Origin of the sequence: Mycobacterium hippophais, assembly GCF_027529605.1 — a bacterium.
Lineage (GTDB): Bacteria > Actinomycetota > Actinomycetes > Mycobacteriales > Mycobacteriaceae > Mycobacterium > Mycobacterium arseniciresistens.
Window position 1 is genome coordinate 1 of sequence record NZ_JAPZPY010000018.1, and the last position, 25,016, is coordinate 25,016.

The following is a 25,016-nucleotide window of genomic DNA, read 5'->3' on the forward strand; positions in this document are numbered from 1 at the left end:
GCGGCGGTGGCGGCGGCCGGTGCGGCGGCGGGGCGGGCATGGCGCCGGTGGCGGGTCGCGGCGGCGGCGGGCTCGACGGCCACGGACCCGGCGCGACCGGACTGCTGATCACGTTGAGCTGCTGACTGCCGGTGCGGAAGGTCAGGCGAGGCCCGTCGGGGGCGCCGAGGCTCACGTCGACGTCGTCGTCGATGAACACCTGGGGCTGCCGCGCGCCGCCGCTGTAGATGCCGTTGCGGCTCTTGTTGTCGACGGCCACCCACTGCTGACCATCGAAGCGCAGCACCGCGTGGACGCGCGAGATGGCTTGTCGCTCGGGCACGTCGACACGGATGTCGCACTGATCGCCGCGCCCGACGGTGACCTCCCGACCGGCCGGGAACGTGTACATCGCCGCTCCGAGCCACACCGTCAGCGGCGGAGCTGCCACTGCTCTGTCGGTCACGCGTACCTCCGGAGGTCGGGAGTCACTGGCGGCGGCATCGGACTACTCGTCGGCGAACTGGTCGAAGCAGCGATCGGCGTTGGTCTGCAGGCCGGCGCGGTAGGCCAGGATTCGGGTGAAGCCGGCGGGCACCGCGTTGCCGTTGACGTCGCTGGCGCCGATGCCGTTGGTGAGCAACCCCGAGACGCTCTCGTCGACGTCGCCCGCGGTCAGCTGGAAGTTCCCGCCCGACGGCAAGCTGATCGGTTCGACCATCTCCCGGTCGGCGGCGCCGGTCAGGCAGGCGGTGCGCATCGCGGCGGTCGCGCTGTCGAGGGCCAGGCCCCGCTGGTGCTGCAGGGCGATCATGTAGCGCGACGTCACCGCCGACAGCGCGGTGTTGTCCCCCTGCAGCATCATGCCGTCGTCCTCGTTGGCGGCCCGGCCCATCTCCTCGAGCGCCGGGAGGTCGGCGGTGATGGTGTTGGTCGCAGGACAGTAGGTCACCGGTGCGGCGGACGTGGCGTCGGGACATTCGGCCCCGGTGTCGAAGGACAGGGCGGGCGGCTGCTCGGGCTTGTAGATGAAGCCGAGCGTCTCCACCAGGGAGGCGATGGACTCCTCGCCGATGGGCAGCTGGCCGCTGTTCACCGACCCGGTCTCCTCGTCGACCTGGAGCACCATGGGGATGTCGCCCCGGCGCTGGTAGATCTCATCCAGATCGATCGCGGCGCAGGCGGAGACGCCGGACACGAAGCCGATCTGGGCGGCGGTGACCCGGTCCAGTGCGGTGCCGTGCCCCTCTTCGATCATCTCGGCGTCGGCGGGGGTGAGGACGGGGTCACGGGAGGCGATGACGGCGGCGAGGATCTTGTTAAGGCCGTCGCCGGTGCTCAGCGTGAATCGTGGCGAGCCGTCCTCGGCGACCCACCGCATGTAGGCGCCGGCGAAGCAGTCGGCCTGCTGCTCGAAGACGATGGTCGGGGTGCGCGGATTGACCAGCCCGGCCATCCGCTGCACGGCGTGCCCGTACTCGTGGGCCATCAGCCCGGCCGCCGATGTCTTGCCGAAGTACTTCACCCCGACGGGGACGAGAAGTCCGCGGTCCCAGGCGATCAACCGCTCGCGATGGCAGTAGAACGCGTTCGGCCGCTCGTAGGTCTTGGCCCCGCACACCATCGGGGACTGCGGGTTCTGGGAGTCGTAGGACAGGAAGTTCTGGACGGGGCGGAACGCGCCCGGCAGCGATCCGTAGTTCTGTTGCCAGAAGTCGGCGACGTCGTTGGTGGTGAGCAGCATCAGCTGGTCGACCTTGCCGCCGTCGGTGTCGCGTACCTCGCCGGCGGGCGGCGGCGCGCCGTCGCGCACGTCGCTGGGGCCGTCGGTCACCGGCAGTCCACCGACCTCGAACGGGTCGAAGAGGCCCGATACGGGCGTGCCCTTGACGGTGTCACCGCTCCCGCAGCCGGTGAGCAGCGCCGCGGTGCACAGGGCGAGCACGCCGAGAGTGGCGGCAGACCTCGACGTCCGGTGAGATGTCATGTCAGGCGCTCCAGTGCCGGGTGAGGGTGGCGATCACCGATTCCAGTGCCGCTGCAGCCGCCGCGTCGACGGCCTGATCGGCTTCGGCCGCGGTGACGATGCGCGCGTCAACGCCTGCGGCCGCGGCGATCTCGTCGACGCGCAGTTCGCTGCGGTGCCGCGCGGTGTAGAGGCGCGGACCCAGCGGTGCGCCGGGCGCCTTGGCGGCGCGGCCCATGAGATCGGTGTGGGCACGGCGGACCTCGCTGAGCAGCACCGCCAGGTCGGCGCCCGAGGTGGCCGCCAGGGTGGCCCGGCTGATCATCGACTCGAGCCTGCGCAGCTCGCTGAGCAGTTCGCCGACCTGATCGGCATAGCCGGGGTCGTGAAGGGCGGGGAGGGTGAGGATGCGCGCGTTGATCCCGTGCAGGCCGATCTCTGCGGCGTCGACCACCAGCTGCATCTCGACGGTGTTGGACAGGACCTCGGTGTTGTCGTCCGCGGATTCGCCGTCGACGGGCTGAGCGCCGGACTCGCCCGCCACGATGGCGGCGATGGTGCCGGGCGGCCACTTCAGTACCTCTTCGAGGCGGGCACGGCTGCTTTTGCGCGGCCACGTGCGGCCGTTCTCGAAGTTGACCAGTGTCCCTTGGCTTTTCGCCACCCCGAGGGCGAGCAGGTCCCGTTGCGACAGCCCGAGTTCGCGGCGCCGCTCGGCGACGGCCTGACCGGCACGCAGGAGGCGTTCGTCCACCGCGTCCACCGGGTCGTCCTCGGGGTCGTCGACCGGCTCGGCGTCGGCGATCGAGGTGAAGGACACCGGGATGCCGTCGGCGTTGCCGAGGTGCACGGTCATGCCGTCGGTGATCGCGGTGACGCCGATGCGGTGTCCGTCGACATACGTGCCGTTGGTGCTGCCGAGGTCGGTGAGCACCCAGTGGCCCGAGAGGGCGTCGATGCGGGCGTGCCTGCTGGAGATGCGGGGGTCGTTGACCAGGATGCGGGCCGGCGGGATCCGGCCGATGGTCACCGGGCCGTCGTCAGGCCGCACCGTGTGGGCGTCCGCGTCGAGAGCGCAGTGGATCATCAGGGCGGGAACGTCGGGTTCGCCGGTGCCGTCGGTCATCCGTCCAGCGCCCCCCGTCAGTGTGTCCCGCAATCTTCATCGCACCTCGTCCGGCGCCGACGTAACTGTAGCACCGGATCTATCAATGTGAAGCACCCGCTTCGGTTACGTGCACAGTTTCACGCGGCGGAGCTGCCGATGACAGTCGCTGTGGAGAGGACGCTCTTGGAATATAACCGCAGGCTAGGGTCATTCTTGCAGAGCACCATGTGTTGAAAGCGATGTTTGCCCGAGCGGGTCACCGCAGCGCGGATGCTACAGTTCCGTCAATTTGCGGTCGGAGAAACTGAAGCGCTAACCGATGCGGTCTGGCATACTCGGGGTCACGTTCACCGGCGTCAGCAAAGAGATGCAAGGCTGTGCCGAAACCCACCGGAAGGGCGAGTGAGATGAACACGCAGGATCCGCGCGGCACGGGCGGTCGCGAGGGTGAGGACTTCACCGCCGACTGGCCCGCCCGTCAGCGGCCGTCCGGTCCGCCGCCGCCTCCGGCGCCGTACGGCGCCGCCCAGGGCCACCAGCCTTTTCCTCCTGCGCCGCAGCAGCAGTTCCAGCAGCCGCCGGGCTGGTATCCGCCGGGGGCGTCACCGCAGTCGATCACCGTCACGCCGAAGCCGGAGAAGAAGGGACGTCGGCTCGGGCTGGCGATCGGTGCGGCGTTCCTGGCAGGCATCGTCGTCGCCGGCGGCGCGTTCGCGGCCTACGAGTTCACGGCCGGAGAGGATGACGACACCGCCTCGGGCCCGCGCAGCACGAACGTCTGGCCGCCACCCACATCGAGCAAGCCGTCCGGCACGCAGCAGACGACACCGAGCCAGCCGCCCGCGGGGAATGTCGACCCCGCCGCACTGCGTGGGTTCCTGCTGCCGGCGGCCGAGATCGACACCTTCCTGCAGACGTCGGGGCTGGTGCCCTCCGGGGTGATTTCTGTGCTGGCGGCCAACGGGCGGGTCACCCCGCCGACCTCACCGGACTGCCTGAGCGCGTGGGCGGTATTGAACAAGTCGACCTACCTCGCGTTCCCCACCACCGGTGTGGCCGCGCAGGCGGTCGGCGAGGAACCGAAGCCGTTCCACCAGGTGATCCAGGGGGTCGCCGCATTCCCGGACGAGGCGGCCGCCCAGGCGTTCTTCAAGCAGCAGGTCGGTCGCTGGGCGGAGTGTCAATCGAAGCCCATGAGCGTCGATTGGGGTAACACCGCCGACGATGTCGAAGCTGTGGTCCTTGGTCCGTCTGCCGTCACCGGTGACATGCTGACCCTGGCGGTGGAGCGCCCTACCGACGGGGGGCCGCCGTTGAAGTGCGAGCGGGCGATCACGTGGCGGCGCAACGTCGTCGTCGACGTCAGGGCGTGCAGACCGAATGATCCCGTGGCGGGAGCCACCGTGGCGCGAGCGATCGCCGACAATGTCACGGCCTAGCGGAACGGGCGCCCGCGGCGCTGGATGTGACCGGCTACTTGACCCGCTGCGCCATCGCCGGGACGAGCGTCGAGTCGAGGAACTGGGTGGCCAGGTAACCGCCTGGCTGCGCCAGCGCCGCTACCACATTCGTGTCGTCGACGATGATCAGATCACCGGTGTACGCGTTCAATTCGTTGGGGAGGCCGCCGAAGCCACCGCCCCCGGCGGCGCTGTCCGAGCGGATCACCACCAGTACATCGCTCCGGATGCTGTAGAGCCTGTTGGTGTCGGTGATCGAACGCGCGGTGACGGTGTCGCCCGGCCCGCGGAGCAGGTCATCGTTGTAGCGCAAGCCCAGACCGTCCAGGTAGTCCGCCGTGTTCGACGGTTTCAGTACCTGGGCCACGCCGTCGTCGGAGAGGTTGAGCGCTTCTACCGTCTTGCCGACGAGCTGCGGATTCTGGTTGCGCAGGTCGGCCCGCTGGTCACGAACTGCGGTCAGCAGTTCGTCGGCCCGGTCCTGCAGTCCGAGGATTCGGCCAACCCACTTCAACTGCTCCTGCCACGTCCACTGCTGGGAATCAGCTGACTCGGGCTGGGTGATCGTGGGCGCGATCGCCGTAAGCTTCTGATAGGTGGCTTGGTCGACACCACTGGTCGCGATGATGACGTCGGGCTTTGCAGCCGCCACGGCGGCGGTGTCGACGAAGCCGAGCACCTTCGCCGACTGACTGAACTTGTCCCGCTCCCAGCTCGGCAACTGGGCATTCGGTGCGAATGTCACGACCGGCTCGACGCCCAGCGAGAGGACGGCGTCGGCGTCTCCGGCGCCGATCGCGGCGACGGCCTCGGGCGCGGCGCTCAGCTCCGTCTGGCCGTACTCGTGAGCGAAGGTCTGTGCTTCGTAGGGGACGGATCCCGGTCCGCGGGTGAAGTAGAAGCCCGCGATCGCCGCGACCAAGAGCACTGTCCCGGCGATTGCGCCGGCTATCAGAAACTTTCGGCGTCCCCGCTGTGGTGCTGCCGGAGGCGGGGGGCCCGGCAGCACGGGTGGCGGCCCGAAGTGGTGCTGTGGGGGAGGGGGATTCAAGCCGGCCCCGGCATCGTTGGTCGGATGCCAGCCGCTGGGATAGGTGATCGGGTCGCTGTCAGACCTCGGCGGTGGACCGGCGAAGGCCGGCGGTGGTGCTGGAACCCACTGTTGGGTGCCGCCGCCCGGCGACGGACCGCCCGCCAGCGCAGCGGACGCTGCCTGGGCCAGCTCGCGCGCCGACTGGTAGCGCTGGTTGGGATCTTTGGCCATCGCCTTGGCGATGACGTCGTTGAATGCCCCGGGCAGCGCCGGGATCCGGTCGGTGACGCGGGGTGGCGGTGAAATCAGGTGCGCGGTCGCGACCGCGGACAGGCCGCCGGATCTCGAGAACGGGGTGGCGCCGGTGAGCAACCGGTAGAGGGCGCATCCGAGGGCGTAGATGTCGGTGCGGTGATCGATGTGGGTGCCTTCGAGGGCCTCGGGTGCGGCGTAGGCGACGCTCGCCATGACCGTGCCGGTCTGGGTGAGCCCCACGGCCTCGTCGACGGCGCGGGCGATCCCGAAGTCCGCGAGGAAGACCCGCTCCTCTCCGTCGTCGTTGCTGCCGATCAGGAAGTTCGCGGGCTTGATGTCGCGGTGCAGGATCAGTCGCCGGTGGGCGTAGTCGAGCGCCTTGGCGACCTCCCCGATGATGTGCACTGCTCGCGCGGGCGTCATGCGCCCGCGAGTGGTCTCCCGGTCGGCGTCGCTTCCCGCGACATATTGCATGGCGATCCACAGCTGGCCGTCGGTTTCGCCGCGGTTGTACACCGTGACGATGTTGGGGTGGTCCAGGGTCGCGGCCATATCCGCCTCCCGCAGGAAACGGGCACGGAACATCTGGTCCTGCGACATCTCGGCACTGAGCACCTTGACGGCGTCGCTGCGCGGCAGGCTCGGGTGCTTGGCCCGGTAGACGGTGCCCATCCCGCCGGCGCCGAGCACCGACTCGATGGTGTAGCCGCCGACGACGGTCCCTTCGCTCAACGGCATGGCTTACCTGCATCCACCGGGGTCACGTCTCGAATCACGTTGTCAGGAGCAGGTACTGCGCCGCGGCGCGCTGATGGGCGTCGGGGAGCTGCTGGGACGCGACCTCCGCGACATAGCGGTCCACGTTGAAACGGCATACGAATCGAGGAGCTCCAATCTTCGGTGCTCCGGAGGCGGCTTCGCCGCCGTCGAAACACTTCGAGGTCGCCAAGCCGGGAACGGGGTCGGTTTCGACGCTCCTGGGTTCGGGTCGGCGAGCAGCCGCGTCGGCGAATCCCTTCATCAGTATCGAACTCCCCGCGGCGTCCCGAGTCTGGGTGACGGTGACCAGCCCGTTCGCCACGCCGACCACACCCGCGTCGGCGAACAGAGCGCTCGAGCTCAGCGGGTCGACGCTGAAGTGGAGCACTCCACGCGCAGGCCACCAGCCGTGGGTGACCATGAGGGTTCCGGGCGCCGGCGGGATGGTCTTCACCTGAACACCGTCGGGGTCGACGGGCAAGGCGGCGAATCGGTCGGCAGGCGTGGGTTCGAAGGCGTCGAGCCGCGGCTTCTGCAGGCTCAGCGCAGTGGTGGTCAACCGGGTCACCGTGTCGGCGTTGCCATCCTGAGCGCGCGCGAAGGTGTACAGCACGAACATGCCGCGCGGCGTGTATGCGGCGACCGTGGCCGATCCGTCACCGGCAGTGCTCGGCACGGCAAGCGACTCGGCGTGGCCGACCACCGGCAGCAAGGGCGGCGGGTCGGTGGCGCCGGGAGGCCCTTGGGGCGCGCGCGCCATCTCCGCGGCCGCGGCTGTGGCGGCTTCGGCACTCGGGAAGCGCATCACGGCGATCTGCAGGGCGGTGAGACTGCCCGGCGCCGCGTTAGAACTGCGGTCGGTGCTGAAGCCGGTCAGGAAACCACGAGTTGCAGCGATCGTGGAGATGTTCTGCGGCAGAGACGTCCCCATGGCCTCCGTACTGCGCCACACGGAGGTGGAAGCGGTCCCGCGGTTCTGCAGCGTGGGGTCGACTTCCCACGGTCCGACCACGGCGTCGGCCATCCGATGAGCTTCGATGATGGCGCCGTTCGAGCCCGCGGCGCCCAGTGGCGGTCGGGGCGCGGTGGAGTAATTGCCGGCGTCGAGTGTCACCCAAGCCGGTGCATCGGGGTCCCTGCCGGCCTCGCCGGTGACCGTTGCAGAACATCCGGTGAGCATCGCCAGAACCGGCAGCACCGATATGAGCCGCGATCTGGCGGTCGCGGTCGCTCGCGCCACGTGCGTCATCCGGCCATCAGCAGGGCGTACTGCGCGGCGAGTTGCTGGTGAGCGTCGGCGATCTGGGTGGCGCTCACCTCGAACGCGTACCGATCAGCACTGGCAATGCAGTGGTTACCGGCATCACCGCTGAAGCAGCGGCTGTCGGGCAACTGCGCCACCCCGTCGGAGGGCTTGTTGCCGACGCCGACCTCCTCGGCGAAGTCGTCGGCAAGCTGTCGTGCCGAGGCGGCGTCAGCGGCCTGATAGACAGTGGTCTTGCCGCGTGACACCAAGTCGACTCCGGCATCGGTGAACGCCGTGGCGGAGAGCACCGGATCGCTCTGAAACTGCAGTCCTCCCAGCCGTTGATAGACCGTCCGCTGGGTGAGGATCGCGTCCTTGGGGGCGATCGGCAACGTCTTGGCCAGCAGGCCGGTGGGATCCAGCGGCAGATCGGCGAACTCAGCGGGGTTCGTCGCCTTGAACTGGTCGATGAGGGGGCCCTGCAGGTCGAGCGTCTTGGCGACCAGAGCCGCCGTTGCGTCCACGTCGACCGCCTGTGCCTGTTGCAGCAGCACGTACGGCCCACGGGGGGTCGCCGATCGGACGGTGGCCCACGATCTCGGGCCGTTGTTGTGTGTGCTGCTGGTGGCGACGGTCTCAGGGTGCCCCGGAATCGGTAGGGGCGTCGCCGGTGAGGTCTGCATCGGTAGTTGGATCTCGCCGGCCACCCGTGCGATCTCGGCGGTCGCTGCGGCGGCCGCTCCGGGATCGGGGAAGCGCAGCACCGCGTGGTGCAGGAACGTCTTGTCGTCCGCCGACCGGCGCGAGACGAAGAACCCGTTGACGAACTGGTAGCGCTCGGCGGCCTGGTTGACCTGCTTGAGCATGGGAACCGAGACCTGCCCCGGGAGGAGCACCATGGGTTGCCGGATGTAGCCGACGACCAGGGCCGGATCCACCTCCCACGGGCCGATCACGTAGTTGGCCATCCGCTGGGCTTCGACGATCGCCCCCACCTCGGGTTTGCCCGCGGTGCCCAGCGGTGCGGGTTTGGTGGGGTAGTTGCCGACGTCGAGGCTGGCGATGTCGACGGTGCCGGGCGGCGGGCCCGCTGCGGTGACCGGCGAACCGGTGACCTCAGAGGTGCAGGAGGTCAGCAGCGTCGCGGCCCCCAGCACGGCGAGTCCGACACGGAGGCCGCCGGCCGTCGACGTCGTGACATCCCTGATCGACCCCAACCCCACCCACACGCAGGACACAGTAGTCAGCATCGCACCGACCAGCCAGCGAACGCGCTGCTACCTCTGACCGGGTATGAGCACTCCGCGCAGCACCAGTTCGGCGAGTTCGCGTGCCGCGGTCTCCACATCGCGAACCCGGCGCACACACACCGCATACCAGGCGCCGCCGGCGATCACGTCCATGACGGTGTCGGCGCCTACGGCGTCGCGGGCCACCCCCGTCCGGACCGCCTGGTCGATCCGCTCGGCGAGTGCACCACGGGCCGCCGCCTCGAGCCGGTCACTGAGCACCCGTCGCGACTTGCGGTCCGCCCTCAGATCGTTGAGCAGGCCGGGAATCGCCTCGCGCACCGCGGCGTCGCCGTACATCCGCATCGCCCCGCGACACAGCCGGACGATCTCGGCGGCGAAGTCGTCCTCGGGTCGCTCGGGGCCGAGGTCGGGAAAGAGCGCTTCGTGCACCAACTCGGCCTTCGAACTCCAGCGCCGGTACACCGCGGGGCGGCTCACGCCCGCCGTGGCGGCGATCAGGTCGATCGTCGTCGCCGCGTAGCCCCGCGCGATCAGCAATTCGCGCGTCGTCGCCAGCACCGCGGCGTCGATGGCGGGATCGCGTCGCGAACCGTGCCGGCGCCGCGGCGCCGCGTCCGCCGTTCCCACGATTCGGTCTCCCGCCCACCCCGTCGTCGTTACAGTCTGTCACAACAAACACGAGGAGGTCCGATGACCACCGATCTGGGCACACCGCTGGCAGGTATCGGGCAGGACGGCCGCCACCTCTACACCTGCCCGCTGTGTGAAGCCATGTGCGGCCTGGAGATCCAGGTGACCGACGGCCGGGTCGCAGGCATCCGGGGCAACCGCGACGACACCTGGAGCCACGGGCACCTCTGCCCCAAGGGCGCGACACTGGGCGCGGTCCACGACGATCCGGACCGCATCCGGGCGCCGATGATCAAGGTGGACGGGCAGTGGCGCGAGGTCTCCTGGGCCGCCGCATTCCGGCGCTGCACCGAACTGCTCGCGCCGGTGATCGAGAAATACGGCATCGGCGCGGTCACCGCCTACACCGGCAATCCGCTCGCACACTCCTTCTCGCTGGCCCGCTACACCGGCGTGCTGCTGGGGATGTCGGGAATGCCGGTCACCTACTCGCCCGGCACCGTCGACCAGTGGCCCAAGAACCTGTCGTCGCACCTGATGTACGGCGGCTGGTGGAGCTTTCCGGTGCCTGACATCGAGCGCACGGACCTGCTGGTGGTGATGGGCGCCAATCCGGCGGCGTCGCAGGGATCCCTGCTGGCCGCCCCCGATGTCATGGGCATCATCGGCGAGATCGGTCGCGTCCTGGTGATCGACCCCGTCCGCACCGCAACGGCCGACCGGGCCGACGAGTGGTTGCCCATCACGCCGGGCACCGACGCCGCGTTGCTGCTGGCCGTCGTGCACACCCTGTTCGCCGAGGACCTGGTCTCCCTCGGTGCGATGCAGGGACACGTCGACGGCGTCGACCGGCTGCGTGACGTCGCCGCCGACTGGTCGCCCGAGCGGGTGGCCGGCCCCAACCGGCATCGACGCTGCGCGCATCCGGGCACTCGCCCGCGAGCTCGCCGGCACCGAGCGCGCTGTCGTGTACGGCCGAATCGGGTTGTGCAATCAGGAGTTCGGCAGCCTGGCGAGCTGGCTGGTCGACGTCGTCAACATCCTCACCGGACATTTCGACGTGCCGGGCGGCGCCATGTTCCCGCGTGCCGCGGCGTGGTCGCTGACGGTGCAGCCGCAGCCCGGCCTGGAGGGCGGGCTGCCCGAGTTCGGTCGCTACCGCACCCGTGTCCGCGGCGCCAAGGAGGTACTCGGTCAGGTGCCGGTGTCCTGCATGGCCGAGGAGATCGCCACCCCGGGTGACGGCCAGATCAAGGCGCTGATCACCGTCGCAGGCAACCCGGTGCTGTCCACCCCCGGCGGACACCGCCTCGACGAGGTGCTGCCCACGCTGGACGCGATGATCGCCGTCGACCTGTGGATTAACGAGACCACCCGGCACGCCGACGTCATCCTGCCCGGCCTGTCGCCGCTGGAGCAGCCGCATCACGATGACCTCATCCTCAACTTCGCCATCAACAGCGTCGCGAACTACTCGCCGCCGGTGTTCACACCCGAGGACCCCGACCGGCCGCACGAGTGGGAGATCCTCATCCGGCTGACCGGACTGTGCACCGGCACACCCGCCGAGGACGTCGACGTCGCCGCCATCGACGACGGCTTCTTCGACTACCTGGCCTTCACCCAGGGGCTGGACGGCGCCGAGATCCGCCGCCACTACGACCACGGCGGCCCGGAGCGCATCCTCGATCTGACGCTGCGGACCGGGCCGTTCGGCGACCGCTACGGTGAGGACCCGGACGGTCTCACGCTGGACCGGCTCAAGACCACGCCGAACGGCGTCAACTTCGGTCCGATGGTCCCGCAGGTGCCCGCCATCCTCGGCACGCCGGACTCCAAGATCCGCCTCGCCCCGCAGTACCTGCTCGACGACCTGCCCCGGCTGGCCGGCCGGATCGAGCGTGCGCCCGACGACCTGGTGCTGGTCAGCCGCAGGCACCTGCGGTCGAACAACTCGTGGTTGCACAACGTGCCGTCGCTGATGAAGGGCAGGGACCGCTGCACGCTGCTGATGCACGTCGACGACGCCACGCGACGCGGGCTGAGCACCGGCGACCGGGTCGCGGTCACCTCGTCCGGCGGCAGCATCGAGGTACCCGTGGAGGTCACCGACGCGATCAAGCCCGGGGTGGTGTCGATGCCGCACGGCTGGGGCCACGGCAGGCCGGGCACCCGGATGTCGGTGGCCAACGGATCGCCTGGGGTCAACACCAACGTGTTGTCGCCGCCGACCTTCCTCGACGAACCGTCGGGCAACGGTGCGCTCAACGGCATCCCGGTGACCGTCGCGCGCGCCGACGCCTGATAGGCATTACCGATGGGCAAGAACGAGCGCGGCAAGATCGTGATGTCCGACGCCGAGATCGCCGAGTTCATCGACCGGAGTCGCACCGCCACCATGGCGACGGTGCTCCCCAGCGGGCGACCACATCTGGTCGCCATGTGGTACGCGGTGCTCGACGGCGAGATCTGGTTCGAGACCAAGGCCAAGTCGCAGAAGGCCGTCAACCTGAGGCGCGACCCCACGGTCACGGTGATGATCGAGGACGGCGACACCTACAACACCCTGCGCGGGGTGTCGATCGACGGGCGCGCGGAGATCGTCGACGACGACCCGGATCTGCTTCTGCGCGTTGGCATCAGCGTGTGGGAGCGCTACACCGGGCCGTACAGCGACGACATGAGACCGTTCGTCGACCAGATGATGAACAACCGCATCGCCGTACGCGTGGTGCCCGAGCGGAACCGCAGCTGGGACCACCGGAAACTCGGGATGCCCGAGATCCCGCTCGGTGGCAGCACCGCGCAGTATCTGGGCTCGGCCTGAGCCGCGCTAGCGGGCAGGCGGCGCGAAACCCGGGTTCGCCAGCGCGGTCGTGGTGGCGTTGCCGATCGGGCCCAGCCGGTCGAACATGGCGGCCACACCCGTGGCGATGCCGTCGTGACTGTGATGGGTCAGAGCGCTCAGGCCGATGTGCGGACCGTCGGGCAGCCGGCTGAGTGAGATCGAGTAGTCGGCGTTGATGAACGGCAGCCCCGTGCTGCCGAAACTGGTCAGCGAGCTGGCGTAGTCACCGGCGATCGCGGCGCGGGTGAAGGGTGTCAGCTCGACGCCGTCGACCAGCGGGGTGATGTCGCGCACCCACACCGCTTTCGGCCCGTCGTGCTGCCAGCCGTTCAGATCGGTACTGGGACCCCTGTGTTCGGCTCCGGCGCCGAAGACCCACAGCAGCATGGTGCGGCCATCGACGTCGGCGGGATCGGGCGGGATCGGCGGCATGGCGATCGGGGTTGTCCAGGCGTCGTCGTCGGGCTGCGGGCCGCGGCGCAGCAGCAGCGCACTTGCGCGCGCCACCACGGTGTCGTCCTGCAGCAGCTCGGCATCGACGAGGTGCAGCCGCCGGCCCCGGCGGACGAGCCGGGTGCGCCCCCGCACTGGCGCCATCGCGACCGGCCGCAACAGGTCGACGGTGAGGCGCGCCGGGTGCATATCGGTGTCGTCGCCCCGGTCGGCGTCGACGAGATGCCCGAGCAGACCTCCGACGAAGTTGCCGCTCACCGACTCACCCCAGGGACCGCGGGCGGACGAGGTGGGGACGAAGGCGTCGCCGTCGCGCTGGAAGTAGGCGGACCCGGCGCGGCTCTGTGATGTCACCGCGCCGACCCTAGCGGGCCGCGCTCACCGGCCGGACAGCCAGCGTTTGACATCCCTGTCGACCGGATCGACCACGTCGGAGAACTCGTCGTGCTTCTCGACGTAGTTGGCGACGAGTTTGCACACCGCGACGATCCGCATCCCGTCGTCACGCGTCCGGCGCAGCGCCTCGGCGACCAGAATCGTGGCCAGCCCGCGTCCTTCGAACTCGCCGTCCACCTCGGTGTGGGTGAAGACGCGCTGCTTGTCGCGGTCGGCGTACTCCGCCAACCCGACGGTGCGACCCTCCACCGCGATGGTGAACTTGCCGTCCTCGGCAGCGACGTCGGTGGGTGCCCCGGTCTTGTCAGCGGTCACGGTGTCTCCTTGTTCTCGGTTGTCATCTGGGGTTGCGTCGGGGCCGCAGGGTCCCGTTGGGCATCGGCGGCGCCGGAAGTCGGGATACCCGGCCGCGGTAGCCGCTCACCGTCCCGAAGCGGTCGGACCCCGCCTCCCACGCCTCACGGTAGGCGGCGATGTCGGCATGGCTGCGGCCGACGAAGTTCCACCACATCAGCAGCTCCTCGCCGAAAGGTGGACCACCCAGCAGGATCATCCGTGCGGGACCGTCGCCACGATTGACGATGCCCAGGTCGTGCCGCCCGGCGGGCTGGAACGCCAGCTCGGCGACGTCGAGTCGGACGCCCGCCGCCTCCACATCACCCTGGTCGAGGAGGACGCCGTGCTCGAACCCGGCGTCCACCTCGAGTGCAACCGACGCTCCCGGTTGCAGGTCGAGCTGGGCGCCGAGCAACGGTGTGAAGGTCGCCACCGGTGAGCGCGCGCCCTCGACCTCGCCGAGGAACACCCGCAAGGTGACGCCGGCGGTGGTGCGGGGACTCGGAACGTGATGGGCGAAGTCCCGGCCGGTGTCGCGGTCGGCCTCGGGCAGGGCGACCCAGAGCTGCACGCCGTGCAGGACGGTGGTCGCGGGAGTGGACACCTCCGAGTGGCAGATGCCTGCGCCCGCGGTCATCAGATTGAGCTCGCCGGGCCGGACCATGGCGTGCACGCCGGCGCTGTCACGGTGCTCGACCTCGCCGCTGAACAGCCAGCTGACCGTCTGCAGGCCGGTGTGGGGATGCGGCGGAACGTCCATGCCGCCCCCGCGGGACACGTCGTGCGGCCCGTAGTGGTCGGCGAAGCACCAGGCGCCGATCAGCGACCGGTCACGCTGCGGCAGTGTGCGGCGAACGTGGATGGCGCGCGGCCCGCCGAGTGGCACATCGCGGGGATGCAGCACACCGGCGAACGGTGCAGCGCCGCAGACGACCTCGGCGGGCGCCGGGTCGGTGTTGCTCACCGTGCCAATCTACGGAACGGACGCACCGGCCATCGCGGCGCGGATGACGTCGAGATCGTGGTCGCCGATCGTGAAGACGCCGAACCGGAACTTGTAGCCCCAGCGCTGCTTGTTCTCGATGAAGTCGAGGTGCTCGATCAACGGGCGGATCGGCGTCTCGGCGCACTCGAGGAAGTCGACGTTGCGGCGCCACGGCTGCTGATCAGCGGACAGTTCGGCCTGGTAGGGCTCGTCGTCGACCACCTGCCCGATGGCCGTGAACGCCTGCAGCGATTCGCCGTCGGGGTGGGACGTGCGCGGTGAGTAGAAGACGATCCAATCGCCGCGCGCCATCCTGCGCAGTGCGTGTGGCTTGCCGTGGTTGGCCTGCGTGAAGCGGCCGCGGACGCCACGCTGGACGTGGTCGCGGCTGACGGTGTTGATCCAGTTGGTCATGCATCGCACGCTAGGTCCCGGGTCCGACGATGACGACGGTGCGGCGAACGGCCTGTGGATAACTTCCGTCGAGGTGTGTGCGCCTACCATTCCGGGCATGAGCCGAGCCGCCGGCGCGCTTACCGCCGACCAGGTCCGCAGTGCGACCTTCGGGAAATGCCAGTGGAACCGGCGGGGTTACGACCCGAAGTCGGTCAACGACCTGCTGCAGCTGGTGGCCCGGCGCCTCGACGGCCGCGGCCATCTCACGGCCGACGACGTGCGGGGCGTTCGATTCCCCAAGGCGCCGTTGGGGCGTCGCGGCTATGACGAGGGCGAGGTCGACGCCTTCGTGGCGGCGCTACTGACGACGATGGCCGGTCTCGAGGACCGGCCATAGTCGAAGTTTGGGACGGTGCCGCCATGGCGCCTCTCGGCGAGTGGTCGCTCGTAGCGACTGAAGGGGTGGAGCCCGGGGCATGCCCGGCACCGTCGGAAGATGTAACCGTCGCTGTGCCCGCGCTATTCCGGGGACAGCATTCTGCCCTCCTGCCGCCGTCCCCTCGACGCGGCGGCAAGAGGGCAGACGTGCGAGGCGGCTACGCCGACTCGGGGTAGTACCGGCGCACGGCCCGCACCGGGTAACCGTTGCGCTCGGCCAGCGAACGAAGCTGGCGAAGCGCGAAGGTGCGGCCGCGGCCGGCTTCCGGGATGACGATGCCGGCCCAGAGGCCCTCGGCCTTGGGCAGTTCGACGGCGTCGCGGGCGCACATCCATCGGCGGGGGCACCCGCGGCAGATCGCCTTGGCGTCCTCGTCGGCCGTGGTGGTCCACCGCTCGGGATCGCGGGTGCAGGCTCCGACCGGGATCTCCAGGAAGGTCACATTGCTCATGGGGTTCGGCTCCTCTGCTACTCGGCGGTTCTGCACCGCATGGGAGAAATGTATAGCAATAACCGTAGCGATGCAACAGTTTGATCGAACGCAATACCGAAGCGGTGCGACGTATCGCTACGGGACGCCAGCGGAAGCACGCTGAACTGGCCTTTTCAACATTCAGCGACGGGTGAACCGAGGAGGTCGGGTGTCGAACCGTAGCGATGTGCTTGGCCGTGACGGCCCGCAGGTGTAGCTTTGAAACGGCTGTGAACCGCAGTACGCGACCCGAGTCGTAGCGCGCGCTACGGTGACGGCTAGTATTGCGGCGTCGGAGCCGCCGCCCACCCCAGCGAGGAATACGCCGTCCAATGACCAACGCGGAGCCGATCGACGAGGCAACCGGTGCGGTCGATCCAGGGATGGTCCGGGCCGGCGCTGCCGCCGCCGCACGACGGCGAGAGCTCGACATCAGTCAGCGCAGCCTCGCCGCCGACGGCATCATCAACGCCGGCGCGCTCATCGCGTTCGAGAAGGGCCGCAGCTGGCCGCGGGAGCGAACCCGGGCAAAGCTCGAGGAGGTCCTGCGGTGGCCACCGGGGACCATTGCTCGACTCCGAGACGGGCAGGCTCCGGTGCCCGGCGAGGAGGGAGCCGAGACCACCACGACGGTCGTCACCACCGGGGACGAGGTCCCGCTCGTCGCCCAGGCCGTCGTGACGGCGGTGCACACGCTGGCCTCGGCCGCGGACGCGCTGCCTCCGGTCGACGATCCCCAGTTCACACCCCGGGTGTCGGCCATCCTCGCGGACCTGCGGCAGTTGGAGGCGGTCGCGGCCCGCGCGGCACGGATCAGCAGGGTGACCCCGGCGTTGATCAAGGCGCTGAGCTCGGTCCGCGGTCGTATCGACGACCTCACGATGCTCGGCGCCACCGCGCCGAACGCCACCCTGGGCCAGCGGCTCTACGCCGTGCGGCGCCGCGCCAACCTGACGATCGGCGAGACCGCACAGGCGGCCGGGGTCACCGAGGCCGACATCGTGCGTGCCGAGGCCGAGGAGCCGGTGCCGGGTTCGGCGGTGTCCGCCATCGAGCAACTGATCGAACAGCTCGATTGAGGTTCCGGATGCATCGACCAGCGGGGCGGCCCGCAGAGATCGCGCCGTCGGGGTGACCGCCCACTAGTCTTGGTCTGCGAGTTCAGCCGACCGAGACACATGCCCGCACGTTTCCCGACCCGACCGGGGTCAATCATGGGGGGTTGTGAAGTGAAGACGAGCCGGGCCGAGGTGCCGGAATGACGTGGCCTCCACCGCCTCCGGCGTCGGATCCGTGGGAGTCGCAGACCGTGCCACCGGGCGAGTCGCCGCCGCGATTCGACGAACCGGATGATGTGTCGGCGCCGGATCCACAGCCGTTCGAAGGTGGGTGGGAGACGCCGGCCGGTGCCCGCGTCAGTCAGGCCGGGGCAGCGGAACCGCCGTTCCCGGTGCCGGCATTCGACCCGGACTGGAACCTCGGCGGCGAGAGGTCACCGGCCCTCACCGCCGAGGATGAGCCCCCGACGACCGATGCCTGGGAGACGCCCGCGGACGCCGACGCGATCGAACTGGAAACGGTGGATCGGCAGCCGGGGTCCGACGCCGAGGACCGCACCGCTGCGGTGCCGACGTTCGCGGGCGATGCGTGGGAATCGCCGAGCGATCCGGTGATCCAGCCGATGGCGCACGTCGAACCGCCGGCCGAGGCGCCGAGGTGGGAGCCACCGCGCGACCCCGTGGTCCAGCCGACAGTGGGGGCCGGACACGATCAGCGCCTCGAAAGCCGTTGGGAGACAGCGGGTGCACCCGGCGCGGAGCCCGCCGCCGGACCGCCGCCCGAATATGCCGCCACCGAGGGTCAGTGGTCCGGTCTGTACAACGCGCCGCCACCGGTGGTTCCGCGTCCGACGGGCCACGCCATACCGTTGCGCGTGCTGCTCATCGGCGGTGGCGCGCTGGTTGCGCTCGTCCTGGTGGTCGTCGTGGCGATGTGGCTGTTGAAGCCGTCGCCGGCGGCCGACACGACGGCGACCACCACCTCCGAGCCGGCACCGGTCGACACCGAGGCCCAGGACCGGTTGCTGCGGGCGGTGCCCCGCGGCTACGCGCCGCAGGCCTGCGAGCCCTCGGACGCCTCCGGTGAAGCGGTGGCCCGGGTCTCGTGCGCGAAGAACACCGATCCGGGTGGTCCTGACACGTCGACCTACACGCTGTATCCCGACCGGGCCGCTCTCGACGACGCCTTCGAATCGCTCGTCGCCTCGTCGCAGGTGGTGGTCTGTCCGGGCCGGATCCAGTCTCCGGGTCCGTGGCGGCGCAACGCGACTCCGGACAAGGTCAGCGGAACGCTGCTGTGTGCGCTGGACCAGAACCGGCCCACTGTCAGCTGGACCGACGTCGACGAGATGTTCATCGGCACAGTGGAAGCCGCGCCGGGCGGGCCCACCTTCGATGAGCTCTACGCCTGGTGGGCCGCCCACTCCTGAACCGCACCGAGAAGCGATGAGGGCGGCCGCAGTGCGGCCGCCCTCATGCATTGGAGCTACGTCAGGACGCAGCGCCCTGATTGCTGGCCGGGACAGCACCGGGGACCACGACCGGCGGAGGCACGACGCCCTCACCCGGAAGCGGAGTTCCCTCGCTGCCTGCCGGCGGGGCCACCTGCGAGCCGGCCGGGATCGGCGCCGGGGCCGCGGGAGCGCCCGGTTCGGCGGGCGCCGCCGGGACGGGTGCGCCGGGTGCGGCCGGTGCCGGAGCGCCCGGTGCGGCCGGAGTTCCGGCGGGAGCCGGCGCGCCCGCAGGCAACGGCGTACCTGCGCTGCCTGCGGGAACCGGCTGGGTTCCCGCGGGGACCGGGGCGCCCTCGGGCAGCGGCGTGCCCGCACTGCCTTCCGGCAGCGGAACACCGTCAGGTCCGACGGCGACAGGGGTGCCCTGTGCGCCGGGCGCGGCGGGATCGGTTTCGTTGCTCGCCGGAGCGGGCGTCAGCTCGTCCTCCGCCGTGGCAGGCGCCTCGTCGGCCACCTCTGCAGGAGCGGCCGAGCTACCCGAGGGGTAGTTCGAGGTGCCCGGAGCCGTCTGCGGCGCGGCCGGCGGCTCGTCCCACGCCAGGACGTCACGCCCGCCGGCGTTGTAGACGACGGTGTCCGGCGCGGGGCCGGTCACGTCGAAGTAGATCTTGCCGCTGGTCTCCTGACCCTGCGCGATGGTTGCCGGATTGACACCCTGCGGTGTGGCCACCTGGAACAGCGCGCGGTAGTTCTGGCCGTCCGCGGCGCGGGCGTTGAAGTTGGACACGATCGGCGTCGCCGATCCCGCCACGGCCTTGTCGGTCGCGGTGGCTTCCCACAGCGTGCCGCGCACCTGGTAGGGAATGGTGTCCGAGCTGGGCTTGAGGCCTGTCACCGTCCACTGCTGGACGACGTTCCCGTCGCGCAGTTCTGCCTGGCTGCCCAGGTCCTGGGTGGTGACACCGGCGGTGTCCGCGCCCGCGATCGGCGCCGCGATGACGCCTGCGGCTCCCGCAGCGAAGGTTGCTGCGGCCAGTGCATTGGTGATGATTGTGATCTTCAAGGTTGTTCGCTCCTGAGTCGTCCGACTGCCGACTCCCCCGGTCTTAGGGAGGTCACAGATTCGAAGTTAGCAGGTCGTCAGGCACAAGATCATCCCCGCCTGTCGTGAACGGTGCGCCAACGGGATCGGTCCGTCACGTGCGAAGCACCGCCAAGACGCCTCGTCACCACCGCTTTAGGCGGTCGTCGATGCTTGCTGGCGAACGAGCTCAGCCGCGATCGCGGATGCGATCGTCGTGAGTCGGAAAGTGCGAGGCGAGGATGGCGGCGATCTCCAGGAAGCGCCGGCGGGTCGCCTGGGACATCTCGGTGGTGCGGTCGATGACGCCGCCCGGCCGCAGGTGTCCGTCGAACGGCACCTCGACCACCGCCTGGCCCTGGCCGGCGAACTGCTGGGCCAGGATCGACCGGGTGCGTTTGTCGGCATGGCCGTCGGAGTCGTTGAGCACCACGACCGTGCGCTGCAGCAGACCCGTCAGCCCGCGGTTGGCCAGCCAGTCCATCGTCTGCCCCGCGGCGGCGGCGCCGTCGACCCAGGGCGAGGACACCACGATCAGCGCGTCGAGGTCACGCAGTACCTCCTGCGTCACCGGGGAGTCCATCGTGGAACTGCAGTCGACGACGGAGATCGAGAAGTACCGGTCCAACCGCGAGGTGGCCTCGCGGTAGATCGCAGGGTCGAGCACCCGGCGGCGGGCGGGGGTGGCCTCACCGGCCAGGACGAACAGACCAGCGGCGTTGTTGCCGACCCTGGTGCGGACGTCGGCGAACGAGTCCAGGTGCTGGTCACTGGCCAGTTCCCAGTACGAGCCCTGCGCCTTCGGGTCGACCCGGCTGCCCAGTTTCCCGAACGCCGTGTCGGCGTCGATGGCCACCACGCGGTCGTCCTGGCGGAGTTCGGCGAAGATCGACCCGATGCTCGCCGACACCGTCGTCTTGCCCACGCCGCCCTTGCCCATCACGCCGACCTTGTAGTGGCCGCGCAGCGCTCCCCGGATCTTCGCCTCGAGTTCGGCCTGACGCAGTTCGTCGGCCGAGGGACCGGGGTTGATCGCGCCGAAACTCGCGCGGTAGACGAGCCGCCGCCAGCCGCGTTGCGGAGGTGTCCGGCGGGCAGGCACCAGGTCGTTGACCCGGATGCGGTCGGCGTAGGACCCGCTCGGCGGCGGCGCCGAGATGCGGGCGTCCGGACCGTAGGCGGCGGCCGGCCACGGACGCGGCGCCGCTCCCGGCTGACCCGGCGGTGGTGGTGGCCCGGGTTGACCCGGCGGCGGTGGCGCGGGTTGGCCGGGAGGTGGTGGCGCGAGTGCGGGCGGGCGCGGTTGCTGCCAGTTCGGACCCGGAGGCGGCGGACCCCAGCCGGGTTCGGGTCGCTGCGGAGCGGGCGGGCGGATGTCGTGGCTCGGTGGCGGGGCGGGGGCCTGCGGTTCGCGGAAGCTCGTGCGGGGACGGTCGGGTTCCCGCATCGGTTCGGGCGGGGTGTCGTCGGAGTCGGTCGACGACGGCGCCTCGTCGGCCACGCGCGGCGGGGGCTGATCCGGAGTGGCCGGCCGCGGGTTGTCCCTGGGCGGGAGGTAGTCGACGGGTGGCCGGCGGGAGGCCGGCGGAGGAGGAGGAATCCTGGGTCCGGTCGGCCCGGTGTCGGGCTCGTAGTCGGTCTCCTCCGAACCCGTCCAGCCGAGTTCTCGCCGCAGTGCGTCATCGCGGTCGGTCACTGCAATTACTCCTCCGGAACTTCAACGACGCGGTTGTCGGCCGGTTTCCAGTATCAACTACCCGCGCCCCCTTCCGCGGTGGCTGGGGAGGCGCGTGGGCCAGCAAATACAGCCATTTGGCATGTTTTTTTGCAGTACGGGCCGTCGGTGGGAGCGGCCGCCGACGGCGGCCAAGGATCCTGGCGCTGTGCCGATCTGCTGCGCGAGCGGCGCCCTCCGAGACCGTCCGGCTTCCATCAAACGTTCGCTGACGCATGTGTCTATTCCGTCTGAACGGCAGAACCGCGTGGTCAGGACCATTGCTGTAGCATTGCCGATCAAATTGACGGACCGGGTTCACGCCCTGTGAATTAGTGCGTTGGCGGTGTCGATTTCGCTGGTACGCTCGCATGCGGTAAAGGGGGTCGGGTGTTATGGGTACGCATGCCGCTTTTGGCGTCTCTGGCAAAGTCTGCGATGTCGCCGCTCGTGGCGAGGCACGAATTGCGGAGTCGCCGAACACCGCGGTCGGACCGCACGTGAGCGTCGATGCGGCCCGGATCGCGCGTCCGGCAGGTGGTCGCGGCGGCGAACTCGTGGGGTCGCTGCGATGACGGCGGCAGGCACGAGCACCACCCACATCGACGACGTCGTCGGCGTGGAGGTGACGATCGACGGAATGCTGGTCATCGCCGACCGGCTCAACCTCGTCGACTTCCCGGTGGCACTCGGCATCCGGCTCAACATCCCGCAACCTGATCTTCGCGAGATCGTCTGGGAGCAGGTCGCGCGCGACCTCACCGCCCAGGGCGTGCTCGATATCTACGGCCAGCCGCATCCCGAGGTCGCCGCGATGGTCGACACGCTGAGCAGGCCCGACCGCGTCCTCGAGGGCCGCTGGTGGCGCCGCGATCTCGGCGGCAAGATGGTCCGCTTCGTCGTGGTGCGCAAGGGCGAACGCCACGTGGTCGCCGCCCGCGATGACGAGATGCTGGTCCTGCAGCGCATCGCGCCCCAGGTCGGCCTCGCCGGGATGGTGACCGCTGTGCTCGGTGGCGCACAGGCCGCGCACGTGGAACCGCTCACCGGCGTGGCGGCCAGGCTCGCCGAATGCCGCACCGCCGAAGCGCTGACGGCGCTCGGCGTACCGGTGCCGTCGGCCCGCGTCTACGCCGAGATCATCAACGAACCGGCCAGCTGGGTGGAGCTCACGGCCACCGAGCGCCATCCCGGCGGCACCACCACCACGGCTGACGTCGCCGCCGGAGTGCTCGACTCGCGGCAGGGTCGCATCGTGTCGATTCCCCGCCGCGTCAACGGCGAGCTCTACGGCAGCTTCCTGCCCGGCACCCAGGACAACCTGCAGCGCGCACTGGACGGTCTCGTGGAGTTCCTGCCATCGGGCGGCTGGTTCGAGAAGACCGATCCGGACAGCCCGTTCGCAGATTGAGGAAGGTCCACATGGTGGGTGACACTCCGCCACGCGACGCCTCGGACGATTACGACGGCCTCGCGGCACTCGACTACCCGTCCGATTCGGGCGCGGTGGACGAGGCCGACCTCGCGGCCCTCGTGGACTACCTGCCCGCGGGCGGCTACGAGAGCGACGACAGCGACGATGAGCACGCTGCCGGTGCGGAGTTGTACCTGGTCGAGTCCCCGGATACCGACGAGGAGGGTCCCGGCGCCGCCTTCGCGGTGACCAACCCGCCCGGGACGGTCACCGTGACCGCATTCCTCGACGGGCGCATCCAGCAGATCGAGCTGTCCCCGAAGGTGGTCGGCATGACCGAGGCCGATCTCGCCGACGAGATCGTCGTGATCGCCGGCCTGGCCACGATGGACGCCCGGTCCGCCCAGTACTCGTTCATGCTCGACGGAATGCGCGAACACGGCCACAGCGACGTGGCCACCCGCGACTTCCTCGCCAGAGACCTGGAATTGCCCAGCCCGGAGCAGGCCGATGCCCGGCGGGCCGAGGTATTCGCGACCCGGTATGAAGGCAGCCATGAGTGATCATCTGGCGAGCCTTTTCGGCACCGCGGTGGGCATGCTGCCCACGTCCCCGGCACGTGCCCTCGAACTCTTCACCGAGATCACGAATTACGACGAGACCGCCTGCGACGCCTGGGTCGGGCGGATCCGGTGCGGTGACCGTGAGCGGGTGACGCTCTTCCGGGCCTGGTACTCGCGGTCCAACTTCGGCAGGTTGGCCGGCGCGGCCGAGGTGCCGATGAACGCACTCGGCGCCCGCGTCGCGATCGGTGGCATCTTCGGCAAGGACATCAGCTATCCGGTGGTCTCGCCGCTGGCGCTGACACTCGGCTTCGCCGTCCAGGAGGCGTCGGAGGGCAACCACGCCGATGCCATGGAGGCGCTCGAGAACGCGCCCGCCGCGGGTGCGGAGCACCTGATCTCCTGGACCAAGGCGGTCATCCTCGCGTCCGGGGAACGCTGGACGGACGTGATCGAGCACGTCCGCACCGCGGGCAGCTGGCCGGACAAGTTCCTGGCCGCCGCGGCGACCGTCGCGCACGGCGTCGCGGCGGCCAACCTCGGCCTGTTCACCGAGGCGGACCGCCGGCTCACCGAGGCCAACGGCACACCCGTCGGCGAGGCCTGCGCCCCGGCCATCGCCTGGTACCTGGCGATGGCGCGGCGTGCCCAGGGCAACGAAGAGTCCGCCAACGTGCTGCTCGAGTGGTTGCAGGCCAATCATCCCGAGCCGAAGGTCACTGCGGCGCTGCGAGATTCGAATTACCGCCTGGCCACGACCACGGCGGAGAAGATCGCCGCGCGCACCGACCCGTGGGATCCGGCGAGCGCGGTGGCCGACACGTCGGGCCGCGAGACGCTGCTCGCCGAGGCCCAGGCCGAACTCGACCGCCAGATCGGGCTGAGCCGGGTGAAGGAACAGATCGAGGCGTACCGCGCCGCCACCCAGATGGCCAAGGTCCGTGCGGCCCGGGGGATGAAGGTCGCCCAGACGTCCAAGCACATGATCTTCACCGGCCCGCCCGGCACCGGCAAGACCACGATCGCCCGGGTGGTGGCCAACATCCTTGCCGGGCTGGGCGTCATCGCCGAACCGAAGCTCGTCGAGACGTCCCGCAAGGACTTCGTCGCCGAGTACGAGGGACAGTCGGCGGTGAAGACCGCACGCACCATCGACCGTGCAGTGGGCGGCGTGCTGTTCATCGACGAGGCGTACACGCTGGTGCAGGAGCGCGACGGGCGCGCCGACCCGTTCGGCACCGAGGCGCTCGACACGCTGCTGGCGCGGATGGAGAACGACCGCGACCGCCTGGTGGTGGTGATCGCCGGCTACAGCGCCGACATCGACCGTCTGCTGGAGAGCAACGACGGCCTGCGGTCGCGCTTCGCGAACCGCATCGAGTTCGACTCGTATTCCCCTGACGAGATCGTCGACATCGCGAAAGTCATTGCCACGGCGAATGACTCGATGCTCAGCGACGAGGCCGCCAAGCGGGTGCACGAGGCGGCCACGCTGCTGAGCCAGCGGGCGCTGGGCGGCAAGCCGGCACTCGACATCGCGGGCAACGGCCGCTACGCGCGCCAACTCGTGGAGGCCGGCGAGCAGAACCGCGACATGCGGCTGTCCCGCTCACTGGACTTCGACAACCTGGGGGTCGAACAATTGAGTGAGATCGACGGCGAGGACATGGCCTCGGCGATCGCAGCGGTGCACGCCCGACTGAACATCAGCGGCTGAC

Annotated in this window: 22 protein-coding genes and 1 pseudogene; 9 read left to right on the forward strand and 14 right to left on the reverse strand. The window is 69.9% G+C overall.

Going from position 1 to position 25,016, the window contains the following annotated elements:
- The 3 genes from O6P37_RS26910 to O6P37_RS26920 all read right to left on the reverse strand — a co-directional run.
- A partial coding sequence (locus O6P37_RS26910) for an FHA domain-containing protein (protein WP_269896952.1) occupies positions 1–445 on the reverse strand: 445 nt, incomplete at its 3' end.
- Between the two features lie 42 nt (positions 446–487).
- On the reverse strand, positions 488–1,966 hold the full coding sequence (locus O6P37_RS26915) for a neutral zinc metallopeptidase (protein WP_269896953.1): 1,479 nt from the start codon (positions 1,964–1,966) through the stop codon (positions 488–490).
- A 1-nt stretch (position 1,967) separates the two neighbouring features.
- The gene (locus O6P37_RS26920) at positions 1,968–3,071 is read right to left on the reverse strand and encodes an FHA domain-containing protein (protein ID WP_269896954.1); all 1,104 of its coding nucleotides are present in this window, start codon (positions 3,069–3,071) and stop codon (positions 1,968–1,970) included.
- A 389-nt stretch (positions 3,072–3,460) separates the two neighbouring features.
- On the opposite strand from O6P37_RS26920, the gene O6P37_RS26925 reads away from it, so the two are divergent.
- Positions 3,461–4,492 (forward strand): sensor domain-containing protein, encoded by a 1,032-nt coding sequence (locus O6P37_RS26925; protein WP_269896955.1) that lies wholly within the window; start codon positions 3,461–3,463, stop codon positions 4,490–4,492.
- A 34-nt stretch (positions 4,493–4,526) separates the two neighbouring features.
- Here the strand turns inward: O6P37_RS26925 and O6P37_RS26930 are convergent, their stop codons facing one another.
- From O6P37_RS26930 to O6P37_RS26945, 4 genes are read right to left on the reverse strand one after another with little or no spacing between them, the layout of a single operon-like run.
- Positions 4,527–6,539, reverse strand: a complete 2,013-nt coding sequence (locus O6P37_RS26930) for a serine/threonine-protein kinase (protein WP_269896956.1) — start codon at positions 6,537–6,539, stop codon at positions 4,527–4,529.
- Positions 6,540–6,573: 34 nt separating this feature from the next.
- Positions 6,574–7,800 carry a DUF7373 family lipoprotein gene (locus tag O6P37_RS26935; protein WP_269896957.1) on the reverse strand — a complete coding sequence of 409 codons (1,227 nt, stop codon included), beginning with the start codon at positions 7,798–7,800 and terminating at the stop codon, positions 6,574–6,576.
- Positions 7,801–7,805: 5 nt separating this feature from the next.
- The gene (locus O6P37_RS26940) at positions 7,806–9,035 is read right to left on the reverse strand and encodes a DUF7373 family lipoprotein (RefSeq protein WP_269896958.1); all 1,230 of its coding nucleotides are present in this window, start codon (positions 9,033–9,035) and stop codon (positions 7,806–7,808) included.
- 48 nt (positions 9,036–9,083) lie between these two features.
- A complete protein-coding gene (locus O6P37_RS26945) occupies positions 9,084–9,689 on the reverse strand; it encodes a TetR/AcrR family transcriptional regulator (protein ID WP_269897055.1) in 606 nt (201 codons plus the stop codon).
- Positions 9,690–9,830: 141 nt separating this feature from the next.
- Between O6P37_RS26945 and O6P37_RS26950 the strand changes: the two are divergent.
- Both O6P37_RS26950 and O6P37_RS26955 read left to right on the forward strand, forming a co-directional pair.
- A pseudogene (locus tag O6P37_RS26950) lies at positions 9,831–11,994 on the forward strand (molybdopterin-dependent oxidoreductase).
- A 12-nt stretch (positions 11,995–12,006) separates the two neighbouring features.
- Positions 12,007–12,516 (forward strand): pyridoxamine 5'-phosphate oxidase family protein, encoded by a 510-nt coding sequence (locus O6P37_RS26955; RefSeq protein ID WP_269896959.1) that lies wholly within the window; start codon positions 12,007–12,009, stop codon positions 12,514–12,516.
- Between the two features lie 6 nt (positions 12,517–12,522).
- On the opposite strand, the gene O6P37_RS26960 is transcribed toward O6P37_RS26955, so the two are convergent.
- Genes O6P37_RS26960 through O6P37_RS26975 form a run of 4 tightly spaced genes read right to left on the reverse strand, consistent with a single transcriptional unit; the run spans position 12,523 to position 15,121 of the window.
- Positions 12,523–13,344 (reverse strand): acyl-CoA thioesterase domain-containing protein, encoded by an 822-nt coding sequence (locus tag O6P37_RS26960; protein ID WP_269896960.1) that lies wholly within the window; start codon positions 13,342–13,344, stop codon positions 12,523–12,525.
- A 24-nt stretch (positions 13,345–13,368) separates the two neighbouring features.
- Positions 13,369–13,701, reverse strand: a complete 333-nt coding sequence (locus O6P37_RS26965; protein WP_269896961.1) for a GNAT family N-acetyltransferase — start codon at positions 13,699–13,701, stop codon at positions 13,369–13,371.
- Between the two features lie 22 nt (positions 13,702–13,723).
- Positions 13,724–14,686, reverse strand: coding sequence for a pirin family protein (locus O6P37_RS26970; protein ID WP_269896962.1), 963 nt, complete (start codon positions 14,684–14,686; stop codon positions 13,724–13,726).
- A gap of 9 nt (positions 14,687–14,695) precedes the next feature.
- A complete protein-coding gene (locus tag O6P37_RS26975) occupies positions 14,696–15,121 on the reverse strand; it encodes an EVE domain-containing protein (RefSeq protein ID WP_269896963.1) in 426 nt (141 codons plus the stop codon).
- 97 nt (positions 15,122–15,218) lie between these two features.
- Between O6P37_RS26975 and O6P37_RS26980 the strand changes: the two genes are divergently transcribed.
- Complete coding sequence (locus tag O6P37_RS26980; protein WP_264014863.1) at positions 15,219–15,500, forward strand: DivIVA domain-containing protein; 282 nt, start codon at positions 15,219–15,221, stop codon at positions 15,498–15,500.
- Between the two features lie 199 nt (positions 15,501–15,699).
- Here O6P37_RS26980 and O6P37_RS26985 read toward each other — a convergent pair whose 3' ends face one another.
- Positions 15,700–15,993: a WhiB family transcriptional regulator gene (locus tag O6P37_RS26985; RefSeq protein ID WP_264014862.1), complete on the reverse strand. Its 294-nt coding sequence runs from the start codon at positions 15,991–15,993 to the stop codon at positions 15,700–15,702.
- Between the two features lie 353 nt (positions 15,994–16,346).
- Between O6P37_RS26985 and O6P37_RS26990 the strand changes: the two genes are divergently transcribed.
- Both O6P37_RS26990 and O6P37_RS26995 read left to right on the forward strand, forming a co-directional pair.
- Positions 16,347–17,093, forward strand: a complete 747-nt coding sequence (locus O6P37_RS26990) for a helix-turn-helix domain-containing protein (protein WP_269896964.1) — start codon at positions 16,347–16,349, stop codon at positions 17,091–17,093.
- Positions 17,094–17,272: 179 nt separating this feature from the next.
- Positions 17,273–18,502 carry a chromosomal replication initiator protein DnaA gene (locus O6P37_RS26995; protein ID WP_269896965.1) on the forward strand — a complete coding sequence of 410 codons (1,230 nt, stop codon included), beginning with the start codon at positions 17,273–17,275 and terminating at the stop codon, positions 18,500–18,502.
- 61 nt (positions 18,503–18,563) lie between these two features.
- On the opposite strand, the gene O6P37_RS27000 is transcribed toward O6P37_RS26995, so the two are convergent.
- Both O6P37_RS27000 and O6P37_RS27005 read right to left on the reverse strand, forming a co-directional pair.
- Positions 18,564–19,589: an MPT63 family protein gene (locus tag O6P37_RS27000; RefSeq protein WP_269896966.1), complete on the reverse strand. Its 1,026-nt coding sequence runs from the start codon at positions 19,587–19,589 to the stop codon at positions 18,564–18,566.
- Positions 19,590–19,797: 208 nt separating this feature from the next.
- The gene (locus O6P37_RS27005) at positions 19,798–21,303 is read right to left on the reverse strand and encodes a MinD/ParA family ATP-binding protein (protein ID WP_269896967.1); all 1,506 of its coding nucleotides are present in this window, start codon (positions 21,301–21,303) and stop codon (positions 19,798–19,800) included.
- A 589-nt stretch (positions 21,304–21,892) separates the two neighbouring features.
- Between O6P37_RS27005 and O6P37_RS27010 the strand changes: the two genes are divergently transcribed.
- Genes O6P37_RS27010 through eccA form a run of 3 tightly spaced genes read left to right on the forward strand, consistent with a single transcriptional unit; the run spans position 21,893 to position 25,015 of the window.
- Positions 21,893–22,732: an ESX secretion-associated protein EspG gene (locus O6P37_RS27010; protein ID WP_269896968.1), complete on the forward strand. Its 840-nt coding sequence runs from the start codon at positions 21,893–21,895 to the stop codon at positions 22,730–22,732.
- Positions 22,733–22,743: 11 nt separating this feature from the next.
- On the forward strand, positions 22,744–23,298 hold the full coding sequence (locus tag O6P37_RS27015) for a YbaB/EbfC family DNA-binding protein (protein WP_269896969.1): 555 nt from the start codon (positions 22,744–22,746) through the stop codon (positions 23,296–23,298).
- Positions 23,291–25,015, forward strand: a complete 1,725-nt coding sequence (gene eccA, locus O6P37_RS27020; RefSeq protein WP_269896970.1) for a type VII secretion AAA-ATPase EccA — start codon at positions 23,291–23,293, stop codon at positions 25,013–25,015. The genes O6P37_RS27015 and eccA overlap by 8 nt, the downstream gene beginning before the upstream one ends.
- Position 25,016: the final 1 nt, after the last annotated feature.

What these genes read in the sequence shown, in the direction of transcription:
- O6P37_RS26930 (WP_269896956.1), bottom strand. Translation starts at nt 6,539, where the DNA reads ATGCCGTTGAGCGAAGGGACCGTCGTCGGCGGCTACACCATCGAGTCG.
- eccA (WP_269896970.1), top strand. Translation starts at nt 23,291, where the DNA reads ATGAGTGATCATCTGGCGAGCCTTTTCGGCACCGCGGTGGGCATGCTG.
- O6P37_RS26985 (WP_264014862.1), bottom strand. Translation starts at nt 15,993, where the DNA reads ATGAGCAATGTGACCTTCCTGGAGATCCCGGTCGGAGCCTGCACCCGC.
- O6P37_RS26925 (WP_269896955.1), top strand. Translation starts at nt 3,461, where the DNA reads ATGAACACGCAGGATCCGCGCGGCACGGGCGGTCGCGAGGGTGAGGAC.
- O6P37_RS26975 (WP_269896963.1), bottom strand. Translation starts at nt 15,121, where the DNA reads ATGACCAACTGGATCAACACCGTCAGCCGCGACCACGTCCAGCGTGGC.
- O6P37_RS26995 (WP_269896965.1), top strand. Translation starts at nt 17,273, where the DNA reads ATGACGTGGCCTCCACCGCCTCCGGCGTCGGATCCGTGGGAGTCGCAG.
- O6P37_RS27015 (WP_269896969.1), top strand. Translation starts at nt 22,744, where the DNA reads ATGGTGGGTGACACTCCGCCACGCGACGCCTCGGACGATTACGACGGC.
- O6P37_RS26955 (WP_269896959.1), top strand. Translation starts at nt 12,007, where the DNA reads ATGGGCAAGAACGAGCGCGGCAAGATCGTGATGTCCGACGCCGAGATC.
- O6P37_RS26990 (WP_269896964.1), top strand. Translation starts at nt 16,347, where the DNA reads ATGACCAACGCGGAGCCGATCGACGAGGCAACCGGTGCGGTCGATCCA.
- O6P37_RS27010 (WP_269896968.1), top strand. Translation starts at nt 21,893, where the DNA reads ATGACGGCGGCAGGCACGAGCACCACCCACATCGACGACGTCGTCGGC.
- O6P37_RS26980 (WP_264014863.1), top strand. Translation starts at nt 15,219, where the DNA reads ATGAGCCGAGCCGCCGGCGCGCTTACCGCCGACCAGGTCCGCAGTGCG.
- O6P37_RS26915 (WP_269896953.1), bottom strand. Translation starts at nt 1,966, where the DNA reads ATGACATCTCACCGGACGTCGAGGTCTGCCGCCACTCTCGGCGTGCTC.
- O6P37_RS26920 (WP_269896954.1), bottom strand. Translation starts at nt 3,071, where the DNA reads ATGACCGACGGCACCGGCGAACCCGACGTTCCCGCCCTGATGATCCAC.